The 20,808-nt window shown below is 48.3% G+C and carries 18 protein-coding genes; 7 read left to right on the top strand and 11 right to left on the bottom strand.

Annotation, left to right across the window (positions count from 1 at the left end):
* Positions 1-7: 7 nt before the first annotated feature.
* From VIM72_RS30015 to VIM72_RS29990, 6 genes are read left to right on the top strand one after another with little or no spacing between them, the layout of a single operon-like run.
* Positions 8-913, top strand: a complete 906-nt coding sequence (locus VIM72_RS30015; RefSeq protein ID WP_332006489.1) for a hypothetical protein — start codon at positions 8-10, stop codon at positions 911-913.
* A gap of 13 nt (positions 914-926) precedes the next feature.
* Positions 927-2,357 (top strand): hypothetical protein, encoded by a 1,431-nt coding sequence (locus VIM72_RS30010; protein ID WP_332006488.1) that lies wholly within the window; start codon positions 927-929, stop codon positions 2,355-2,357.
* Between the two features lie 3 nt (positions 2,358-2,360).
* Complete coding sequence (locus tag VIM72_RS30005) at positions 2,361-3,461, top strand: glycosyltransferase family 1 protein (RefSeq protein ID WP_332006487.1); 1,101 nt, start codon at positions 2,361-2,363, stop codon at positions 3,459-3,461.
* Positions 3,458-4,210 (top strand): FkbM family methyltransferase, encoded by a 753-nt coding sequence (locus VIM72_RS30000; protein WP_332006486.1) that lies wholly within the window; start codon positions 3,458-3,460, stop codon positions 4,208-4,210. The genes VIM72_RS30005 and VIM72_RS30000 overlap by 4 nt, the downstream gene beginning before the upstream one ends.
* Positions 4,194-5,390, top strand: a complete 1,197-nt coding sequence (locus VIM72_RS29995; protein ID WP_332006485.1) for a glycosyltransferase family 4 protein — start codon at positions 4,194-4,196, stop codon at positions 5,388-5,390. The genes VIM72_RS30000 and VIM72_RS29995 overlap by 17 nt, the downstream gene beginning before the upstream one ends.
* Before the next feature lie 35 nt (positions 5,391-5,425).
* The gene (locus VIM72_RS29990) at positions 5,426-6,829 is read left to right on the top strand and encodes an undecaprenyl-phosphate glucose phosphotransferase (protein WP_332006484.1); all 1,404 of its coding nucleotides are present in this window, start codon (positions 5,426-5,428) and stop codon (positions 6,827-6,829) included.
* Here the strand turns inward: VIM72_RS29990 and VIM72_RS29985 are convergent.
* On the bottom strand, positions 6,823-7,542 hold the full coding sequence (locus tag VIM72_RS29985) for an FkbM family methyltransferase (RefSeq protein ID WP_332006483.1): 720 nt from the start codon (positions 7,540-7,542) through the stop codon (positions 6,823-6,825). The genes VIM72_RS29990 and VIM72_RS29985 overlap by 7 nt on opposite strands.
* Before the next feature lie 215 nt (positions 7,543-7,757).
* On the opposite strand from VIM72_RS29985, the gene VIM72_RS29980 reads away from it, so the two are divergent.
* Positions 7,758-8,453, top strand: a complete 696-nt coding sequence (locus tag VIM72_RS29980) for a DUF3592 domain-containing protein (RefSeq protein ID WP_332006482.1) — start codon at positions 7,758-7,760, stop codon at positions 8,451-8,453.
* Positions 8,454-8,573: 120 nt separating this feature from the next.
* Here the strand turns inward: VIM72_RS29980 and VIM72_RS29975 are convergent, their stop codons facing one another.
* The 10 genes from VIM72_RS29975 to VIM72_RS29930 all read right to left on the bottom strand — a co-directional run.
* Positions 8,574-10,556: a redoxin domain-containing protein gene (locus VIM72_RS29975; RefSeq protein ID WP_332006481.1), complete on the bottom strand. Its 1,983-nt coding sequence runs from the start codon at positions 10,554-10,556 to the stop codon at positions 8,574-8,576.
* A gap of 21 nt (positions 10,557-10,577) precedes the next feature.
* On the bottom strand, positions 10,578-11,939 hold the full coding sequence (locus VIM72_RS29970; protein WP_332006480.1) for a RagB/SusD family nutrient uptake outer membrane protein: 1,362 nt from the start codon (positions 11,937-11,939) through the stop codon (positions 10,578-10,580).
* Positions 11,940-11,961: 22 nt separating this feature from the next.
* Positions 11,962-15,510, bottom strand: coding sequence for a SusC/RagA family TonB-linked outer membrane protein (locus VIM72_RS29965; RefSeq protein WP_332006479.1), 3,549 nt, complete (start codon positions 15,508-15,510; stop codon positions 11,962-11,964).
* A gap of 33 nt (positions 15,511-15,543) precedes the next feature.
* Entirely contained in the window at positions 15,544-16,575 is a 1,032-nt protein-coding gene (locus VIM72_RS29960) for a FecR family protein (RefSeq protein ID WP_332006478.1), read from the bottom strand.
* A gap of 92 nt (positions 16,576-16,667) precedes the next feature.
* Entirely contained in the window at positions 16,668-17,237 is a 570-nt protein-coding gene (locus tag VIM72_RS29955; RefSeq protein WP_332006477.1) for an RNA polymerase sigma-70 factor, read from the bottom strand.
* A gap of 222 nt (positions 17,238-17,459) precedes the next feature.
* Positions 17,460-17,873 carry an arsenate reductase ArsC gene (locus VIM72_RS29950; RefSeq protein ID WP_332006476.1) on the bottom strand — a complete coding sequence of 138 codons (414 nt, stop codon included), beginning with the start codon at positions 17,871-17,873 and terminating at the stop codon, positions 17,460-17,462.
* A 16-nt stretch (positions 17,874-17,889) separates the two neighbouring features.
* Complete coding sequence (locus VIM72_RS29945; RefSeq protein WP_332006475.1) at positions 17,890-18,399, bottom strand: DUF6428 family protein; 510 nt, start codon at positions 18,397-18,399, stop codon at positions 17,890-17,892.
* The gene (gene arsB / locus VIM72_RS29940; protein WP_332006474.1) at positions 18,396-19,496 is read right to left on the bottom strand and encodes an ACR3 family arsenite efflux transporter; all 1,101 of its coding nucleotides are present in this window, start codon (positions 19,494-19,496) and stop codon (positions 18,396-18,398) included. Before arsB ends, VIM72_RS29945 begins: the two co-directional genes overlap by 4 nt.
* Positions 19,497-19,555: 59 nt before the next feature.
* Positions 19,556-19,885 (bottom strand): metalloregulator ArsR/SmtB family transcription factor, encoded by a 330-nt coding sequence (locus tag VIM72_RS29935; protein WP_332006473.1) that lies wholly within the window; start codon positions 19,883-19,885, stop codon positions 19,556-19,558.
* Between the two features lie 62 nt (positions 19,886-19,947).
* Positions 19,948-20,808: DUF5009 domain-containing protein (locus VIM72_RS29930; RefSeq protein ID WP_332006472.1), on the bottom strand; the 861-nt coding region annotated here is incomplete at its 5' end.

Below are 20,808 nucleotides of genomic sequence, written 5' to 3'. Positions count from 1 at the left end.
CTAAATGATGTTACGCACGCCGGTCTTATTCCTGGTATTTAACCGCCCTGAACAAACATTGCAGGTGTTCAGACAAATCAGGCTGCAGCAGCCCGAACAGCTGTTTATTGCCGCCGATGGCCCCCGGCAGGACCGGCCCGGGGAGGCGGCGTTGTGTGAGACTACCCGCACCGCAGTGCTTAATGGTATCGACTGGCCCTGTGAAGTAACCACGTTGTTCCGCGAACATAACCTGGGCTGTGGTAAGGCAGTTAGCTCGGCGATCGACTGGTTCTTCGGTCATGTAGAAGAAGGTATTATACTGGAAGATGATTGTGTGCCTGATGCAACTTTCTTTTCCTTCTGTACCGCCATGCTTACAAAGTACCGGGATAACACCACCATTATGCATATTAACGGCGGCAACTACCAGGCGGGCATCCCCAGGGGAAACGCTTCTTATTATTACTCCCGCTATGCACATATATGGGGATGGGCCTCCTGGCGCCGCGCCTGGCAGTATTATGATTTTACCCTGCAGCGGTATAAGCGTGATTCCCGGGAAGGGCTTAGCACTTTCCTGCAATCAGAATTGCAGGCTATTTACGGGCACCGCGTGGATACCTGGGATATCCAGTGGTTTATGAGCGTGTGGTTTAATAAAGGATGGGTGATTACGCCTAACATAAGCCTGGTTAAAAATATTGGCTATGGTAAAGACGCTACCCATACGCGCGTGGTTCCAGGCTGGTTTAAAAAGATCCGGTACGGCACAATAACAGCTATCAGTCATCCAGACAGTTATCATATCAACGAAGAAGCAGACAGGTATACCGTCAACACCTTGTATAACCCTGGCAGGTTAATTCTCAGGGTAAAAAAAATAGTAAAAAACAATACGTTTCTGTACAACCTGTACAAACGTATTTCCTGATCAGTAAATTTATATGGAAACAGGATACATTGATCTTCAAAGCAATAATTTTTTCGTGGAATGTTTCAGGGAAAGCATGCCCCTGGTCATTGCGGCCATATTGCTGTACCTGTATTACAACAGGCGGATCAACATTATAGATATGCTGTTGTATGCCTTTGCATCGGAAGCTTATACCCTGTTGTCCATCGGTCCTACGTTTACCGCTACATTTTTTGTGGGCATGTTTATCTTTTTTGAACAGGCCCATCAACTGTTTACCGGCAGGCAATACATCCGGAAGGAGTATCTTTTCCTGCTGCTGTTACCACTGCTTTCAAGCATTGCAGTATTCCTGATCACGCAACTTTATAGGGATCCTTTCCATTATCCCGGCGGTAAGCTTTTTGTGTTCTATACAAAGCCCCTTTACTTTTACCTGAAAACCTATCTTCCCCTGTTTGCTATTGGCGCGAAGATAGTGCAGGAAAGAAAACAGCTTTCCTTTGAACAATTCGCTGAAAGCATAAAAAAAATTGCCGTCATATCCTGCGTGATTGCCTCCATCCAGGTAGCTGTACAGCTTACTTTCCGCAATGTGGAGCTGAGCGAGCTACTGGGCCTGCAGGGACGTTACCTGATGCAGGAGATCAACGGTCCACTCGGATTGCGGGTACAGGCATTATTCGGGGAACCTAAAGTATTTGGCGCTTTCCTGTCGCTCGCCATTCCCTTCTTTCTAAGAGACCGGAACTACAAGGCCACCGCAGTAATGATAATAGCGGGCATACTTACTTCTTCCCAAACATTCTGGATCAATCTCCTGGCAGGCGGGTTGGTGTTTGTATGCCTGCCGCAAGTGATGACTGTAAGATGGAAAATAGCAGGCACGCTGGGAATCATCATTGGTCTTTTTCTCGGGGTAGCTGCCTCCAAGGAATATTTCCTGAAACATTATATGGAAAATCGTCATCAGCCCCTGTACCAACTGCTTTTTGAAAGATCCGCCTACCGGTACGACAACGAGGCTGTTTGGGGCAAGAGCAATATCATTCTCGGCATTCCGCTGCAAAGGGATATGGAGCTGCCGGTAGTGGATTTCCTGCGGGATGAACCCTATCTTCTCATATCAGGTTACGGCGCAGGCAACAGTCCATTTATTCCTCCCAACTATTTTTTCGGGCAACTCAGTTACCAAAGCAACATAGAAGGCGTTGGCGGCCGTAACCTGAATATGCGCTGGTTCTTTATCCTGGCTGAATTCGGAGCGGTGTCCCTGTTCTTTTTCTTCCTGGTGCTTACCAGAACGGGGCAGCATGTTACGTCTTTTCAACGCAGCTACCTGGCATATGTAGCGGTTTGTTTCTTTTTCAGCCAGATAGATCTCTTCCTGGTCATCGTAGCATTACTCTGCGCATATGACGATAACGGGGATGAAAAAATTACAGATCCAACAGCAATATAAAAGATGCAGGTATTTTTAGACAATATTGTATTCTCCATTCAGAAAGCCGGCGGCGTATCTGCCTACTGGTACGAGCTGCTGCGCGGTATGGTCAACAGCGGCCTGTCTGTTGGCTGCCTAAACGTAAGATTGCAATCAGACAATATTTTTGAGCGGAATATAGATTATCATCGTTTTAATTGCATCCGTGAAAGCTGGATCCCCAGCAGGTACCTGCGATACCTGCCCCTGCGTTACGCCCTGCCTCCCGCTGCTGTTTTCCATGGGGGCTACCTGCGGGTATCTCCACAAAAAGATATCCTGAATATCCTTACTGTGCACGACTTTGCTCATGAGCGGAAGCTGGCTACAAAGTTCCCCCGCGGACTGGCCAATACCCTTCAAAAAGCATACAGCATCCGGCGGGCTGATGGTATCATCTGTATTTCAGACAGTACCCGGAGAGAGCTGCTGCACTTCTTCCCGGACATTCCTCCTGCAAAAGTAAAAGTGATCCATCATGGTATCGGCAACTTCTTCCCCATCAACAAACAACAACCGGTAAGCTGTTCGCTGAATATGGATCTGCGGGAAAAATTCATCCTTTATGTTGGCGCGCGCAGGCATTATAAAAATTTTTCCATGGCGGTAAAAACAATGGAGCTGCTTCCTCCATCCTACCGCCTGGTAACTATTGGCGGTGAACCATGGAGTAAACAGGAGATGAGTATGATGAAAGAAAAGATAGCCGGCCGCTATCATATTTTTCCTGCCATCTCCCAGGCCGATCTGAATGTTCTATACAACCATGCTTTTTGTTTGCTCTATACTTCTGCGTATGAAGGCTTTGGCTTTCCCCCGGGAGAGGCCATGAAAGCCGGTTGCCCGGTGGTGACCACCGGCGCTACGTCCATGCCCGAAGTAGTAGGCGATGCAGGCCTGATGGCCGATACGCCGGACCCGGTATTATTTGCGGAGAAGATCAACGCCCTCGAAAATGAAACTTACCGGCAGCAGCTGATTGCACAAGGCCTGCAACGGGTGCAGCAATTTACATGGGATAAAAGCGTACAGGAAACAATTGGTTTTTACAAAGATTGCTGGAACCTCAAATTCTCTTCATGAGCATTATTTTCAAAATAGCAGACACCGTAAAAGTATTCCTCAGCTCCGGCAGGGGATTCAGCTCACTGCTGGAAAAAGGCGCCTCCGTAGCTTCCACCCGGATCCTCCATAACTGCCGGCATTATATTCCCACCTTAGGCACTATCATAGATGCAGGCGCCAACCAGGGCCAGTTTGCCATGGCTGCCGCTCACTTTTACCCTGCTGCCCGCATTCATTCCTTTGAGCCCCTCCCCGAAGTGTTTGCCCTGCTGCAACGTAATACGCGCAGGCTAAGCAACATCAGCAGCTATAACATGGCCCTGGGCAATACCAACGGAACACTAGAGTTTTACAGCAACGCATACTCCCACGCCAGCTCCGCACTGCATATATCTGCACTGCAAAAAAATATGCTTCCCAAAACAGCTGTCACCAACCGGATAGATGTGCCTGTGCAACGACTGGACGACCTTCATCACCGGCTATCTTTCCTTCCACCGGTACTGCTGAAAATGGATGTACAGGGATTTGAGAAAGAAGTATTGAAAGGCGCTATCAGAAGCCTCCGGCAAATTGATTACCTGTTGTTTGAAACCTCTTTTGTACAGATGTACGACGGCGAGCCGCTGTTTGATGAGATGCATCATTTTGTAAAAGAGCTCGGATTTGAATTCATCGCCCCGGTAGGATTTCTTCAGTCAGAAAAATTACAAATCCTGCAAATGGACCTGCTTTATAAAAGAAAAACCCATGAAAATTGTAGTTAACGACCATTCCGGCCACGCTTTCACCCTCCAGCTAAGCCGGCAGTTTGCACAAAGCGGGCATGAAGTATTACATGCCTACTCGGTTTCTTTTCAATCGCCCAAAGGAAACTTTGAAGACCTGCCTCCATCAGGTACCAGTTTAAAAGTACTGCCTATCATGATCAGGGGAACATTCGATAAATACTCTCTTTTAAAAAGACGGAAACAGGAAATTGACTATGCCCGGCAGCTCATACGCGAACTGGAAATATTCCGGCCAGATGTAGTGCTGAGCGGCACCACGCCGTTGTTTGTACAACAGCATGTACAGCAGTACTGCATTAGTAAGGGGATCAAATTTGTGTACTGGTGCCAGGATATCTATACCATTGCCATCAGGCAGATTGCGCGCAGCAGGCTGGGCTTCATCGGTTTTCCCTTATGGCATTACTTCAAAAAACTGGAAGCAGGATTACTGAAAAAAAGTGCCCATGTGGTGAGCATTACCCCTGGCTTTAATGATCTTTTTCACAAATGGAAGATCCGGCCGCAACAGGTAACCTGTATCCCCAACTGGGCGCCGCTGGGGGAAATAACGCCTTCAAAAAAGAAAAACGACTGGGCCAGACGTCACCAGGTAACAGATAAAACCTGTATTGTTTATTCAGGCACATTGGGATTAAAACATAATCCATCCATGCTCTCGGCCGCCGCGGCTTATTTCCGCCAACATAAAGACGTGGTATTTATTGTGATCTCCGAAGGCCTGGGGGCCGCCTTCCTGCAAAAGGAAAAAGAACAGCAGCAGCTGGACAATCTCCTGCTGCTACCTTTCCAGGATTTCAGGGACATGAGCCAGGTGCTTGGTACTGCTGATATTTTACTGGCTATACTGGAGCAGGATGCAGGCGCTTATTCCGTGCCGTCAAAGGTGCTCACTTACCTGTGCGCAGAAAAGCCTATTGTACTGGCTATGCCACCGGATAACCTGAGCGCCGCTATCGTGCTGGACAATAAGGCGGGCTATTGCATTGCCCCCGATAACCCGCAGGGCTTCTGCCGGCACATTGAGAAGCTGGTGGCTGATCCGGCGCTGCGGGAGGAAATGGGGCGCAATGGCCGCGCTTACGCGGAAAAAACATTCGACATACAACATATAGAAAACAAATTCCTTCAAGTGTTCCATACTATCCTGAACTGATAACAATCATTCGTCAACCCTTTAAGCACAGCAATATGAAACCCGGCAACCATATCAATTTCCTGTTAAGATTGCTGATCGATTACCTGGTACTGGTACTCGCTTTTTTGTGTACCCGCCGGTATATTTCCGGTTTGGGAGATGTATTCTTTTCTCCCTTTAACGGCTTATTACTTGGGATAAGCATTACCGCATGGACCGTCATTGGACTATCGCTCCACTTATATGATGAATTCAGAACCAGGTCGTTTTCCTATGAATTCGTTGCTATTCTCAAAACCACCTTACTTCATGCGTGTTTCTTCACCTTCCTGTTCTTTTATTGTTTCAAGTATTATCCTTATCCCCGCACCTTTACGCTGCTCAATGCTTCCCTTACTTTTATCTGCATTACATTCACTAAATTCTTTGTAAAGCAATCCCTGCTCCGGCTCAGGTCGAACGGTTACAATATAAAAAACATACTCATTGTAGGCACCGGTGATACGGGGATGAGCTTTTACCGGACTATATTATCCAACGATCATTTTGGTTACCGGTGCGTGGGCTTCGTGGATGAGCAAACCAACCCATATCTGAACGGGCAGTACCTGGGCAAAATAGCGGATCTTCCACGGGTGTTGGAAGATCATGAGATCGATGATGTGATTGTAGCCCTTCCGGAAACGCTCAGCACAGAAATGGAAAAGATCATTATCACCAGTGAAAAGGAAGCCAAACGGGTACGGATCATTGCCGACTGCTACCGCTTCTGTACCTCCACCGCCAGCATGAATTTATTTGGCACTTTCCCGCTGTTAACCATCCGCACTTCCCCGCTGGACGACCTGGCCAAACAACGGTTCAAGCGCCTTTTTGAATTGTGCTTTACGATCGCGCTTTTTATCACCGTATTCTGGTGGCTGTTCCCTCTTATTGCGCTGTTGATCAAGATATCGTCGCCCGGCCCGGTGCTGTTCAAACAAACACGGCAAGGGTTAAAGAACAAGAAGATCACCTGCTACAAGTTCCGCTCCATGACCAGGAACAGCGACACCGTAGATGCGAGCGGGCGATACCAGCAGGCTACACAGCACGACGCGAGGGTTACCCCGGTGGGGCGCTTCCTCCGTAAAACCAATCTCGATGAGCTGCCGCAGTTCTTTAATGTTTTAATGGGCGATATGTCGCTGGTTGGTCCCCGCCCCCATCCCATCCCGTTACACCAGGAATCGAGGAACACTATTCAGAACTATATGCTGAGGCATGTGGTGAAGCCCGGCATCACCGGCTGGGCGCAGGTAAACGGGTACCGGGGAGAAACCAGGGTGTCGGGCCTGATGCAGAAACGTGTCGACTTTGACTTATGGTATATTGAGAACTATAGTTTCTGGCTCGATTGCCAGATCATTTTCCAGACCCTGATGAATATGATCAAGGGGGATAAGCATGCTTACTGAGGAAAAAGAGGGCGTTTCATGGCCACAATATTCTGGAAAGAAAATATTTCATAGCTGGTACTGTTGTAGGCGCCGAGCGCCTTCAGTCCGTCAGGTAATAACCGGTAAAAATCATAGCCCGGCAGTATATCAACAATATCCCTGAAAAAAGTTCTTGAGATAATATTCATTTCATTGAACTCCACCTGGATCACTTCTGCCAGGCCGCTGGCAATTGTTTGCCTTGCTCCTTTCAGTACGCTCAGTTCATGCCCTTCCGTATCTATTTTCAGCAGTGCTATTTTCAGGATACGATGCTGCGCAACAAATTCATCGATGGTGGTAAGTGCAATGGTTGCTTCCTCTGCCTTTCCTTTATGCAGGTGTTCAATAACACCTTTATACATACTGGCGTGCTCGGAGCCGCCATCACCCTGGTAGTCGTAAATGGTGGCGGTGCTGCTTTCTTCCCCGGCGCCCATTGGTACTGCCGTAAAGTTGTATGTTTCCGCCGCTGCGCTTAATTTACGGTAGGCAACCGGATGCGGTTCGAAAGCAAAGAGCGGCAGGGTAATCCCGTTTTTTCTCAGCATCACGGAATAGTTGCCCATGTTAGCACCAATATCCATCACCACGCCGGTATCCAGTTTCATGCGGGATTTCAGGAATTTAATGAATGCTTTCTCCCCCGATACAAGATCGTTTTCATGGTTCCTGATACCTAACCCGAACATGCTTAACTTATATAAAAAGAGATTTACGGGATAAAAGACCCGTCGTGCAAACAAGAGTACGTATACTCTTTTAACAGCCTTTCCAAGGGCATTCATAGTATAAATATTGGTTGATGCGTGGTACTAAATGTACTGATATTTACGCAGGTACTGCTTATTCACTTTATTCATTCCTTATTTTGGTATCTTACACCCTTATTTAACCCATTGTTTACATGAAACGCAGTTCCGTATCTTTAGTTTTCAACATCTTTCTCGGTGTCGGTATTGTGATGCTCATCATCACACTTGCTATTTTATTCAGCGTTAAAAAATTCAACGATTCCGCCGTAAAAACCAGTGGCACCGTAATAGACCTGATCGCCAAAGGAGGGTCCAAATCCACCACCTATTCCCCGGTGGTAACCTACAATGATAAAGCCGGTGTAAAGCACCGTTATGTTTCCAATGTATCCTCCAGCCCTGCAGGATATAATATCGGCGACCAGGTGGAAATTTACTACAACCCCAATGATCCGGACGACGCCAAAATAGCCGGTTGGCGGGAATACTTCGGCGCGCTTATTACCGGCTTGTTTGCATTGGTATTTGGCTTGATCGGTTTGGGCTATCATATTGTGAGAAAGCTGGGCCATTCCCGCAAGGAGCGGCTGAAACAAACAGGACAGCTGGTACCTGCCAGCTTTGTTGCCGTGGATGTAAACAACATTGTTTCCGTGAACCACCGTCACCCGTTTTTTATCCGTTGTGAGTGGAAAGACCCGCTTACAGGGATTACGCATCCTTTTAAAAGTGGTTTCATCTGGTCGGACCCCAGCCCGTATATCGACCGGGATAAAAAGATAGATGTATACGTGGACAGGAATAATTTTAAGAAATACTATGTTGATATTTCTTCTTTCGAAAGATAAAAAAACCATCCCTGGAAAGGGATGGCGGTCATTACTCTAATGATTGATCTTATAAAAACTATACAACTGACGCAGCGGTGCACATACAGATCCAAACAACCGCAAGGCATCTTCTTATACTCATCCTTCTTTCTTTAATAACTCAATGATGTAGGATATTTCATCTGCCAATGCACTGGGGCTTCCGTAATAACCACTTCCCAGCCAGCGGATCACGCCATGCTGATCGATGATCACTTTTGCCGGGATGCCGGAGAAAGACAGGGCCCTGGTGTATTTGTTATAGGTGTCGTCCAACTGGCCGGTGCTATCACTTTTAGCGTCCAGCAATACATCCAGGTGCATACCTTTTGACGACAGGAATTGCCTGATCTGGTTGCGGTAATCAGGTTTGGTTTCCATGGTGGCAATAAAGTAAAAGCTCACGTTTTTGTCTTTACGGTATTTATCTACCGCCATTTGCATACCGGGCATGGCTGCTTTACATGGCCCGCACCAGGTAGCCCAGAAATCCAGTACCACAATTTTTCCTTTCATAGCGGCCAGGTTGGCTACGCCGCCGTTGAGCTGCTGCAGTTTAAAATCAGGTGCAGGTTTGCGGATCAGCTGCGCACGCAGGGCTTCCCGCGCTGCAGATACCTTTTCTGCGCTTTTCATGCTCTGAAAATAAGCATCGAAGCCCGTTTCCTTTTTATGCTTACGGATGTATTCCTGTTTTAACAACGCTATTGCTTCCGGTGTGGCTTTATTGGCCCTGGCGGCATTTTCCGTTACCTGTATTGCCTCCGCATGTTTGCCGGTATTTTCCAGCAGGGTGGCGTACAGGCTCAGGAAATCAGCGCTGTTGGCTGCTGGTTGGGCTTTCACTTTTTCCATCCACAGCAGGGCGGTTTTATCATCGCCCAGGGTATGCAGCAAGGAAGCATGTCCTAAAAAGGCAGGCACCGCATAGTTGAGTAATTGCGCCTTCCACTGCAGTGGTGAATAGAAGCGGCTTTCAGCGCCGGTCTTCCTGTTCACAGCTGCTTCAATATGCTCCACCAGTTTTTTGGACCAGGGCAAGGCAGCAGCGGGTTTTATTTCATCGTGCGCCAGCGCATTCACCACCAGGTGACGGTGAAATTCAGTAAGCGATTCAAAGGAAGATGCATCCATCATTTCATCCAGGATGTCCAGTTTCTTTGTGGCCATTACCTGTTCGTATACCACGCTGCGGAAGGCTTTGTTGTAATACAGTTGCTGGATCTCCGTGCTTACGTTTTCAAACTGCTGCAGCGGGAATTTTTTCACAAACTCTTTCCACAGCCCGTAGCGGTTGCCGGCCTTACCCAGGAACATGTTATATATCATCGCATCGCGTGCGGCCACACCGGAAGGGAACCTGGCAATGATTACTTTATTCATGGAGTCGGCGTGTAACCTGTCTCCCAACAAATTCCTATACGCCTTGCTCACATCCATCAACTCTGCTTCGGTAGCATCTTTCAGGCTGCTCATATAATTTATTTCCCGGGGGATGATGGTATCGGCGCGTTTCTCACCGCTGTTTTTCAGGATCGTCATGGCGTTATAAAAAATATGGCGCCTGCTTTCGGGGTGGTAACGGAGCTCATTATTCATCCAGAACAGTCCTACTTCATCGGTGATCTTTACGGTATCATCTATAGCAGGCGGCACTGTTCCCTTCATTTCCGGGAGGCGTAAAAAGGCCCAGGCAGCATAGCCGGTGGGCATTTGCCCGCCCTTTGGATTAGAGAGTATGATGGCATAGGTAGCTGCGCCACCTTTATCTGTAATACCGTTGCCGGAAAAATTGGCGACCACCAACGCGGTTTTTTCCGGCAAATGATACCGTGTTACCCAACCCGAATCCGTCATTTTCATATCCAGGTCCTGCGTTTCCCACTGATCATTCCTATACAGCCAGATCACACCGGTAACGGGCGCCTGCCCTTTCAGCGGGGTATTTTCCGGGTTGTAATGAAGGGTTACCGTATCGCCCGGCATTGGATACTGAGGCATAAATTTCATTGCCGATTGTGAAAAGGCCATCCCGGAACATAACAATGCTGGCGCTATGAAAGCCATTTTTCTCTTATTCATCTGGAGATTCTTTTATAATGTTTACCTCGGGTTTTGTACCAACGATGGATTCAGCTGGATATTAAATGCCGGGATGGGGAAAATATACCGGTTACTGCCTGGCGTAAGCGTATAGGCTTCACCGGTAGCAATATTGGTACGGGTAATATTTTCTGCGAAACGGCTGTCGGTAAACAACCGTTTCTGATCAAACCAGCGGATACAGCTAAAGCATAATTCCCTTCTTCTTTCCTGCAATACTTTTACCAGCGCATCATCTGCACTGGTGGCGGTCATTGGCTGGAAGTCGGCCGCCGCAAAGCGTTTGGCCCTTAAAACATTCACCGTAGCCATAGCGCCGGCGGCATTGCCGGCCCTGGCCTGGCATTCGGCTTTAATGAGCAGCATTTCCGGTACAGACACGCCGATATTGCGGTTAGCGCCTGTAACGGCTTCTTTGGAAGAAATGCGATAGGTAACGCCTCCATCGGTATAGTCCCTGGTAAAATAGCTGTAGCGATAATCTTTCACATCGTACAACGACAACAACCCGTTGCTCATCACCTGGAAATTGGAGTACTGGTGGCTCATTCCTGCTATTTTGGAAAAGATGATCTCGGGGTTATCCGTGCGTTGCGGGTAGCTTGTAAGCGTGGGCAGGTTCAGCAGGCCCGATTGGATCTTCAGGGCATTGTCTGCATTTTCAAGTGCTGCCGTATACTGTCCCATTTGCAGGTAGGTTCTTGCCAGCATGGCATAAGCCGCCGCTTTGGAAGGATAGAGATTGTAAGTATTTTGTTCCGGCAGATCAGGGATAGCCGCCTGCAGGTCGCTGAGCACCTGGTCGTATACCTGCTGCACGGTGGCGCGGGTGGCAACAATGGCTACATCCGGCTCCAGGAGTAAAGGTACTCCCAGGTCGGTGGCTTTGCTGCTTTCATTGTACTGTTTTGCATACATATTTACCAGGGTAAAATAGCTGTAAGCGCGATGTACCCTTGCTTCCGCCAAAACCTGTTTTTTCAGCGGCACTGTACCGCCTTTACTGTTCATGACATCGCGGATCACCAGGTTGCAGGGATAAACATTGAAATAAAGTATTTTCCAATCGGGATCTGTAGTGAGCGCATTATAGTATTCGGCGCCCCACATATAAGCATTCATGAGCTCGGGCGATAAACGTTGCTGCAAAGCGGCGCTGGTATATACAATATCGTCGGCCGTCATATCCGGCATGTCCACCGAGCGTTCCAGGTCCAGCCGGTTATTCATCAGGTAGCGATAGTTAATATAATCGTCGGGCGTAAGCGCGCCTTCTGTTTTTATATCCGTATACTTGCTGCACGATTGAAAAAGCGTACCGGTAATAATAAGAAGAAGAAGAAATATTTTATATCGTTTCATTTGACTGCGTTTTGAGTTGAGATCAGAAGCTTACATTCAGTGAAAAATTATACGATGCCGATGGAGGCAGCTTCATATTCCGGATACTTGGCGGGAAATCGGGATCTATACCGTCTGCGTTTTTAGTCCATAGCAGGGCCAGGTTCCTGGCGGCGCCGGTGAAGGAAATGCCTTTAACCGGCAGGCGGCTGAACAATGCGGCCGGCACCTTATAACTGAGCGCTACTTCCCTTAAGCGGATATGATCTCCCGGCAGTACATTGATATCGGCATTGATATACCGGATGGCTCCTGCGCTGTTGCCGCTCAGGCCCGGCACGTTGGTAAACGCTTCATCTCCCGGTTTACGCCAGCGCTTGTCCACCAGGTTGTTATAATCATAGTTCCCGAACCCGTAGCGGCCCGGATATTCGCTTGGCACCGGGCGCTGGAATACATAGCCCAGTTTATAAGTGATCATTACATCCAGTGAAAAGCCTTTGTAGCGGAAGGTTTGACTCAGGCTTCCGAAGTAGGGCGCGGATAAGCGGCCGGCATTTTTCAGGTCGTTGATGTCTTTGGGCGACTGGTTAATATTCAACGTATCCCCTTTGCCGCCCAGTACCAGGGGGCTGCCTTTGCTATCCAGGCCGGCATAGCGGAATACCATCAGGTAATCCGTGGGCAGTCCTTCAATAGGGCCGCCCGGGCCGCCGGATCTCAGCAGGGCGCTGGTCACATTATACCTGGCATCTGTTACCTTGTTGGTGTTATATGAGAATACCATGTTGGCCGACCATTCAAAGGCGCGCTGGCGGATAATTTTACCGCCGAGCGACAGGTCAATTCCTTTCCCGCTGAGGGAAGAAGTATTGCGGGTAATATTGTCAAAACCCACGGTATTATCTATCGGGAATGTGGCAAACAGATCGGTGCCTTTTTTATAATAAAATTCTACCGTACCATACAGGCGGTTATCAAACAATGCATAATCTACTCCCACATTATATACACCGGTTTGTTCCCAGCGCAGGGAAGGGTTAGCCGGTGAAAAGATCCCTGCATACGGGTTGTATGGATACTGGTAATCCGTTCCCAGGTACAGCTGGTCGTATGGCAGGGCGGTAGTGCTGATATTACCGTTGATACCGTAGGTAGCGCGCAGGGTAAGGTTGCTGATCCAGCTCACGGATTGCATAAAATCCTCCTTCGATAAGGCCCAGGCCAGGCCGGTGGACCAGAAAGGTTTTGCGCGGTATTTTTTATCAAGGCCAAAGTTGTTATAGTCGTCGTACCGCGCGCTGCCCGACAGGGTATACTTACCTGCATAGGTATACGAAAAGTTGCCGTAGTAAGAGAGGTATCGTTTCCGTTTGGAAGAGTAGTTTACATTGTAGGGCACCGCTGCCTGGTAACCGTCTACCGTAACATAACGGGTTACATAATCTACCGGCTTGCTGAATTGTGTTTGCGTGTTAAACCCATACAGGCGGTTGGTATTGCTTCCATCGATGGTTTGGCGTGCTTCCATACCTGCCAGCGCGTTCACCTGGTGGTTGCCGGAAAAATTCCGGTCAAGGCTCAGCTGACCGCGTACGCTATAGTTATTTTTTGAATAATCGGTTGTTTCCATGATAGCGCCCAGGGGAATGCCATATACCAGCTTTCCGTTCGTATTAATTGATGTAGCAGTGTTCAGTATGTTGCGGGTATAGTAAGAACTGTCGGGATGAAAGAATTTGCCGGAAGAGGATGCCCTTTCCGCCATATACTGCGCATTAAAGCTCAGTCCTTTGTACAGGGGAATATTCAGGCCCAGGATAGCGGCGTAGTTACTTTCATTGGTGGTATTATCCAGCATGGCCTGTTCGTCCATATAATTATAGCGCCAGGGCATATATCCCTGTGCTTCCAGCTGGGTTAGCCTGCCGGAGTAATATGCCCGCGAATAACCTACATTGTTACCATTATCATCCACAAGCTGATCATATGGCATGAGCGGAGAAGGTGATGGCGCATATACGCTGGTGCCCAATCCGCCGGTGCTGTAGCGGAACCAGTTGCCACGCAGGTTGGCCGACAGGGTTACATTTTTAAAGAAGGTAAATTCCTGGTTAGCCGTTAAAGTGATCCTTTCCCCGAAAGTTTTTTTGGCGCTGGTATTTTCCCGGTCGTATGCGCCGGAAACAAAATAGGTATGCCTGCCCGTGCCGCCGCTGATACTAAGATCATAGTGACTGGTAGAAGCAGGTTTCAGGAGATACTGTTCCACCTGTTTCCTCGAGTCGCGGCTTTTCAGTATAGCAAAGGCGTCATCTACCTGTGCCTGGGTCACCTCTCCCCTTTTGAGCCGGAAAAGCCAGTCCACCGCCTGGCTAACGGGCCGCTGACTGGCAGCAGGCAAACTGGCCGGATCGGTGATGAAACCTTTGTTCACCAGTTCCTGCTCATAATCGATCATTTGTGCTGCGTTCATCATTGGCATGGAAGATAGCCTGGGCTTGCCGTTCAGGCCCAGGCCCGCTGTAAAGGAGATATGCGGCGCGCCATCATTTATTTTTCCTTTTTTGGTAGTGATCACAATCACCCCGGCAGAAGCGCGTGCGCCCCAGATAGAAGCCGCGGCGGCATCTTTGAGGAAGGTGATCTGTTCCACATCTGCGGGGTTGATAGTACGCATATCCATCTCCGTAGGAAAACCATCTATTACCACCAGTGGTTTTTTATTTACATCGTTGTTCAGTGTGCTGGCGCCCCTGATGGCAATATCATAGCTGCCGTTTCCCTGCACGGCGCCATTCAGGTTGCCATATACAAAGGTGTTGTCTGATTCCGTAAGGTTCAGCAGTACGCCGGGCACCTGTCCTTCCAGGCGGTAAAGCACATTGGGCACCGGGATCTTTTCCAGGTCTTTTGCTGTTACTACCCCAAAGGAGCCGGTGGCGCGTTCTTTAGGCAGGTTTACATAACCGGTGGATACTACTTCCACCTGTTTCAGGTTGCCTACACGTTCCGGCAGGGTAACATTATAATTCTTTGCTGCGCCCAGCATTACGTTCCGGCTTTCAAAACCTACACTGGAAAAAGACAGCATGGTTTCCTCTTCCGGGAGTTGTATAAAATATTCGCCGTTGTCGTTGGTGAAAGCGGCTTTCTTCGAATTAAGGCCCAGGATACTCACACCGGGTATGCCCTGTTGTTCGCGGTTGGTCACTTTCCCGGAGATTGTCCTGTTTTCTGTACGGACAGTGGTTTCCAGCTGCCGGGAGCCGGCGGGGGCTTCCTGGCCTTTTTTGATGAGCACATTATTCCCTTTCACGGTGAAAGTTAAACCGGTGTTGCGCAACAGCTGTTTCAGCGCATCTTCCAGCCGTTCGTTGGTACAATCAAACTGCACGCGGGGAAGGGCTTCCAGGTCTTTCGACTGGTAACCGAAATACTTGCCCGTTTGCGCCTGCATTTGCCGGAACACTTCTTTGAAAGTTGTGTTGGCCAGGTGCAGGGTTACTCTTTCTTCTTTTTCCTGTGCATAGGAAAGGGAAAAGTTAAGGCATAGCAATGCCAGCAGCACTGCAACAATCTTTTTTGTCATCTCGCACTTTAATTGGTTGATTTAAATGTGTAGTTAGTAAACTACGTAACCGTCCTGATTCCTGGCGTACTTTGCATTGGCCAGTTCACATATGATATCAAGGGCACTGTCAACAGATGTATTCTTCTTAAACCCGGTAGTGATCAGCAGGTTAGCCAATCCCGGGCTATTGATTTTTATATTGATTCCGTAAAAGATCTGAAGATCTTTCAGAATATCTGCCAGTGGTTCGTCGTTGAAACTGATGTCTCCTGTTTGCCAGCCGGCGGCATTCATGCCGGTGGTATTGCGTTGCGTTACTTCACCGGTAAGCATGGTGAGGTGCATTTCCTGTCCTTTAATAAGGGTCGATATCTCTTTTTTATCTTTTGAAATCTTCACTTTTCCTGTAACCACCGATACGATGGCCTGGCTGCGGCCGGGATAAGCTTTAATATTGAAAGAGGTGCCGAGCACGGTGGTGGTCATTCCACCGGCAGAATGGATCACGAAAGGCCATGCAGCTGCGTTGGACACTTCAAAGAATGCTTCTCCTTCCAGGAATATTTCCCTGCGTTGGGGATCAAACTGATCAGGATACCTAACTTCTGATCCGCTGTTCAGTACAATCCTTGTACTATCTGCCAATACCAGTACTTTACGTTCGCGGTTACCGGTGCGGATAGCCGTGCTGGCAGCGATCAGTGCGGGTTTCTCCTTTTTTTGTACGGTGGCACCCACTGGCGCCGGTTGGCGCTGAGCGGAGTACATCCATGCGCCTGCGCCCAGTACCAGCAGGAAAGAGGCGGCGGCCATCCAGCGAACGGTATGGCGTTGCTTATAAAAAGGGATCACTTTTACAGGTGTAGCAGGACGAACAGCCAGGTCTATCTCTCCGCGGTTATTGACATAGGTGGCCGATGGTGTTTCCATCCGTACTTCACTGTAAAGCCGGTCCAGCAGGGATATCATCAGATCGTTCTCCTTGTTGGCATCCAGGAGGTCGAAGAATTCATTCCTTTCTTCCGGCGTGCATTTGCCGGAAATATATAACCTGAAAAGATGTGTAAAATGTGCCTGATCCAATCTTCGTTCGTATTAAAATGACAGGTCCTGATAAAGGACTATACCTTACTGACGTTTGAAAAACAGCGATGTCCTATTGGCGGAAAAAAAATTTAAAATAATTTAATCTGCCCGGCGGCAATTTTACGGAGATAGCTCAGCGCAGCGGTTAGCTGGTTTTTTACGGTAGATGGGGAGATACTGAGTTTTTCCGCTATTTCGTTGCGGGTACGGCCTTCCACCTGGCTCAGCTGGTAAATGATGCGGCGTTGGGGTGGTAGTTGGTTAATGGCTTCCGCCAGGGCAAATTCATATTCCTTTGCCACCATATTATCGTAGGTACGGCTTTCCTCCCACTGGTGGTCGTTAAAGTATTCTGCCCGGAGCCGGCGGTCGTTTGCCAGCTGGCGGAGTACGTCCACCACCTTATTGCGGACCATCTTATACAGGTAATCTTCTATATTGGCAATGGAACTGAACTGGTTACGTACCGTCCATAACTTAATAAATACTTCCTGGATAATGTCGCGGGCGAGTAATTCGGACTGGATAGTTTTCAGGGCAAAGCAATAGAGCGGGTATTCGTAGAGGCGGAAATAGGCGGTAAACTGCTCCTGCAGCAGCAATTCCTCCCCGTTTATGATCTCTTTCCGCTTCATCCCTGTTTCTAAAGTTGAGTACAAATGTATTGAAAGTTTCGCGGATTTTGTCTGACTCAGGATTAAACTGATTACATTGATTACGCTGATTAGATTTTGTGATGATTTTTGAAGGATTTGGGGAGATAGAAGCGGGATGCTGTGCGGGGAGCATAAATGAAAAAGCTGCCTTAATATTTATGAGGCAGCTTCATGCTCTTTACAGACAAATCCAACCAGTAACCATAGCCGGTTTAAACGATACGCTTACAGGTATTGCGTCACGAAATTTCTTGTATAGTCCCTTATGGTTTGTCGCACTTCCCGGAAGGCAGCCATCACTTGTTCTTCAGTACCGGTGGCTTTTGCGGGATCGGGGAAATTTTCATGCAGCTTTATGGCAGATGATGGAAAGAAAGGGCATCGCTCCTTTGCATTATCGCATACCGTGATGACATAATCGAAATCAATATTCCTGTATTCATTGATGTTGTTGGAAGTATGAGTGGAGATGTCGATGCCATCTTCCGCCATAGTGGCTATTGCGCGGGGATTAACGCCATGCGTCTCCACCCCTGCGCTGTAAATTTCCGCTTTGTTGCCGGCAAAATATTTCAGGTATCCTTCAGCGATCTGGCTGCGGCAGCTGTTGCCCGTGCATAGTACCAATACTTTTTTCATGTGTTTGTTTTACAGGTTAGCAGCAGCCGCCTCCGGGTGTACAGGATTCAGCAGCTTCCATTGTTTGTTTTTTGGGGGTGCCGCAGGTAGCACCACGGTCCGTTGCCTTGCACTGTGTGGCATCCGGTTGAAGGTTCACCACCAGGTTTTCGCCTTCCAGCAAAAATTCACCGGGATACAGTTGCCGGGTATCAAATGCGGCGTTACCGAATTCTATTTTCACTACTGCGTTAGGATGCAGGTCTATATTTTTTTCTACCAGATCCACTATCTTCAACGCCTTGTTCACCGCCATTGCGCGGCTGGTTTGCGGCTGTTCCGGCTCCCATAATTGTACAATGATCTCCGTCCACGTATTTATTTTTCCTCCGCAATCTACGGAAGTAATGGGCGCCTGTTTAATCTCGGTGATGTGGTAAGAGGGCGCTACCAGCTTATCTGCAGCGTATTGAAACTGCAGTATCTGCTCAGGGTATTTTTCCAGCTGGCTTCTGAAGGCCTGCCAGGTCATTCTTGTGTGAGTCATGATATGAAGGTTTTATTTTTTTTTTGTGCAGTGTAATTACCGGTATTAGCATACCAGCGTTTACGGAGACGAAAGGCCACATTCACGAGGGCAATCAGCGCCGGTACTTCCACCAGCGGGCCAATAACCCCCACAAAAGCCTGGCCTGAGTTAATGCCAAATACACCGATGGCTACGGCGATAGCCAGCTCAAAATTGTTGCCGGCGGCGGTAAAGGCAATGGAGGCATTTTGGGAATAATCCGCCCCCGCCATCTTCCCCAAAACAAAACTCAACAGGAACATGATCACAAAGTACACCATCAGCGGAACGGCTATCCGGATTACATCCAGTGGAATTTGCACGATCAGTTCCCCTTTCAGGCTGAACATCACTACAATGGTAAACAGGAGGGCAATGAGTGTTATAGGGGAAATAAAAGGTATGAACTTTTCCCGGAACCATTCCTCTCCTTTCAATGCTACCAGGCTGTATTGACTGATGACGCCTACAGCAAAAGGGATCCCGAGATAGATACCCACGCTCCTGGCAATTTCCGCTATGGACACTTCCACGGTAATGCCTTTCAGGCCAAACACTGTTGGCAACCAGGTAATGAATACATAGGCATATACACTATAGAGCAATACCTGGAAAATACTGTTGAGCGCTACCAGTCCTGCTGCATACTCGCGATTGCCATCTGCCAGTTCATTCCATACGATTACCATGGCAATGCACCTGGCCAGGCCGATCAGAATAAGTCCTGTCATATATTCCGGGTACCCGTGAAGGAACAGTACTGCCAGGCCGAACATCAGCAGGGGACCAATTACCCAGTTCAGCAACAGGGATAGTGACAATACCTTTATATTGCGAAACACTTCGTGTATCCTGTTGTATCTTACTTTAGCCAACGGCGGATACATCATCAGGATGAGACCTATCGCCAATGGAATATTGGTGGTTCCGGACGAAAAGGAGTTAATAAATGCGGGCGCTGAAGGGAAGAAATAGCCCATACTTATGCCAGCCGCCATTGCAAGGAAAATCCACCCTGTAAGGTACCTGTCTGTAAAACTTAATTTTTTACGCTGTGCCGGATTACAATGCTGCATGTGAACCGCGTCAATTCATTGTATAATTGCAATATTGCGATTAATATAAATAAAAAATTTTAGCAGCAGGATTTGATCTCCTTTGCTTCTGTGAAGAAAGCCCCGAATATTTTACCGTACTGGTTCCATACTTTTGGATGGATGCAGTAGCAAACGCTGGCTCCTTCAATAGTTCCCTGGATTAAACCTGCGTTTTTCAGTTCCTTCAGGTGCTGGGAGGTAGTAGCCTGTGCCAGGCCGAGCTCCTCTACCAGATCGCCGCAAACACAGGCATTCTTTTTAACGAGATACTGCAAAATGGCGATGCGGGCGGGATGCGCCAATGCCTTCGCCATGTTGGCAATATCATTTTGCTGTTTCGTGAAGAGATCTGATTTTGTAGCGCCCATGAATAGCCCCGGTTTATTATATCGCAATATTACGATTACATACCGGATCTGCAAAAAAAGTTTTACACTTTCAGGAATACCTTCTGTTTATACATAAAATACAGGAACAACCATTTTACAAACACCAGGGAAATGGCCAGCGCCACAGCGCCGAACGGGTCGCCCACCAATTGCCCCAGCCATTTGAACAGGGCATTATTGGTATAACCCCAATCTATAAAATGACCGGAAATGTAAATGAGAATGGAGTTCATGCCAATCACCCTGAAAAAGAAGGCCCACTTCCGGTAGCCCGCTATATCGATCACGTAATAAAAAAGCGACAGCAGCAACAGGCTTATACCACCTACCTGCAGCACAAAGGAACTGGTCCACAGGTTCTTATTGATAGGAAAATCGAGATTCCATATTTGCGCCAACACGAGGAAAACCACGCCGGTAAGGGCCATTACGCCCACTTTCCTCACCGGGGCCATGGTGCTGTTCCTTAATAAATTGCCGGTAAGGATCCCCAGCAAAGCCGTGCTGATAGCCGGAAAAGTAGAAGTAAATCCTTCCGGGTCGTGAATGCCCAGGTACAGTTTACCAGGCAGGATACAGCGGTCGAGGTACGAGGCAAAATTCCCCTCCATGGTAAGATCACCGGCAGGAAACCCGGGCGCCGAAGTAAACTTCAGCAGCAGCCAGTACACTACCAGGATAGCGGCAAACCAGATCATCTGCGCCCGCTCCTTTGTATATAAGTAAATGATATTGGCAAACATATAGGCCAGCCCGATACGGCCCAGCACACTCCCGAAGCGGATATGGGAAACCGGCTGGATCTGCAGCCCGTTGTTATAAATAATACCCAGCAACACCAGTATCAGCCCCCTTTTGATAACGCGCAATAAAAGCTGGCTCCTGCTCTTCCCTTTCTCTAT

Origin of the sequence: Chitinophaga sp. (genome assembly GCF_036569185.1) — a bacterium.
Classification (GTDB): domain Bacteria; phylum Bacteroidota; class Bacteroidia; order Chitinophagales; family Chitinophagaceae; genus Chitinophaga.
This window is presented reverse-complemented; position numbering and strand designations above follow the sequence as displayed.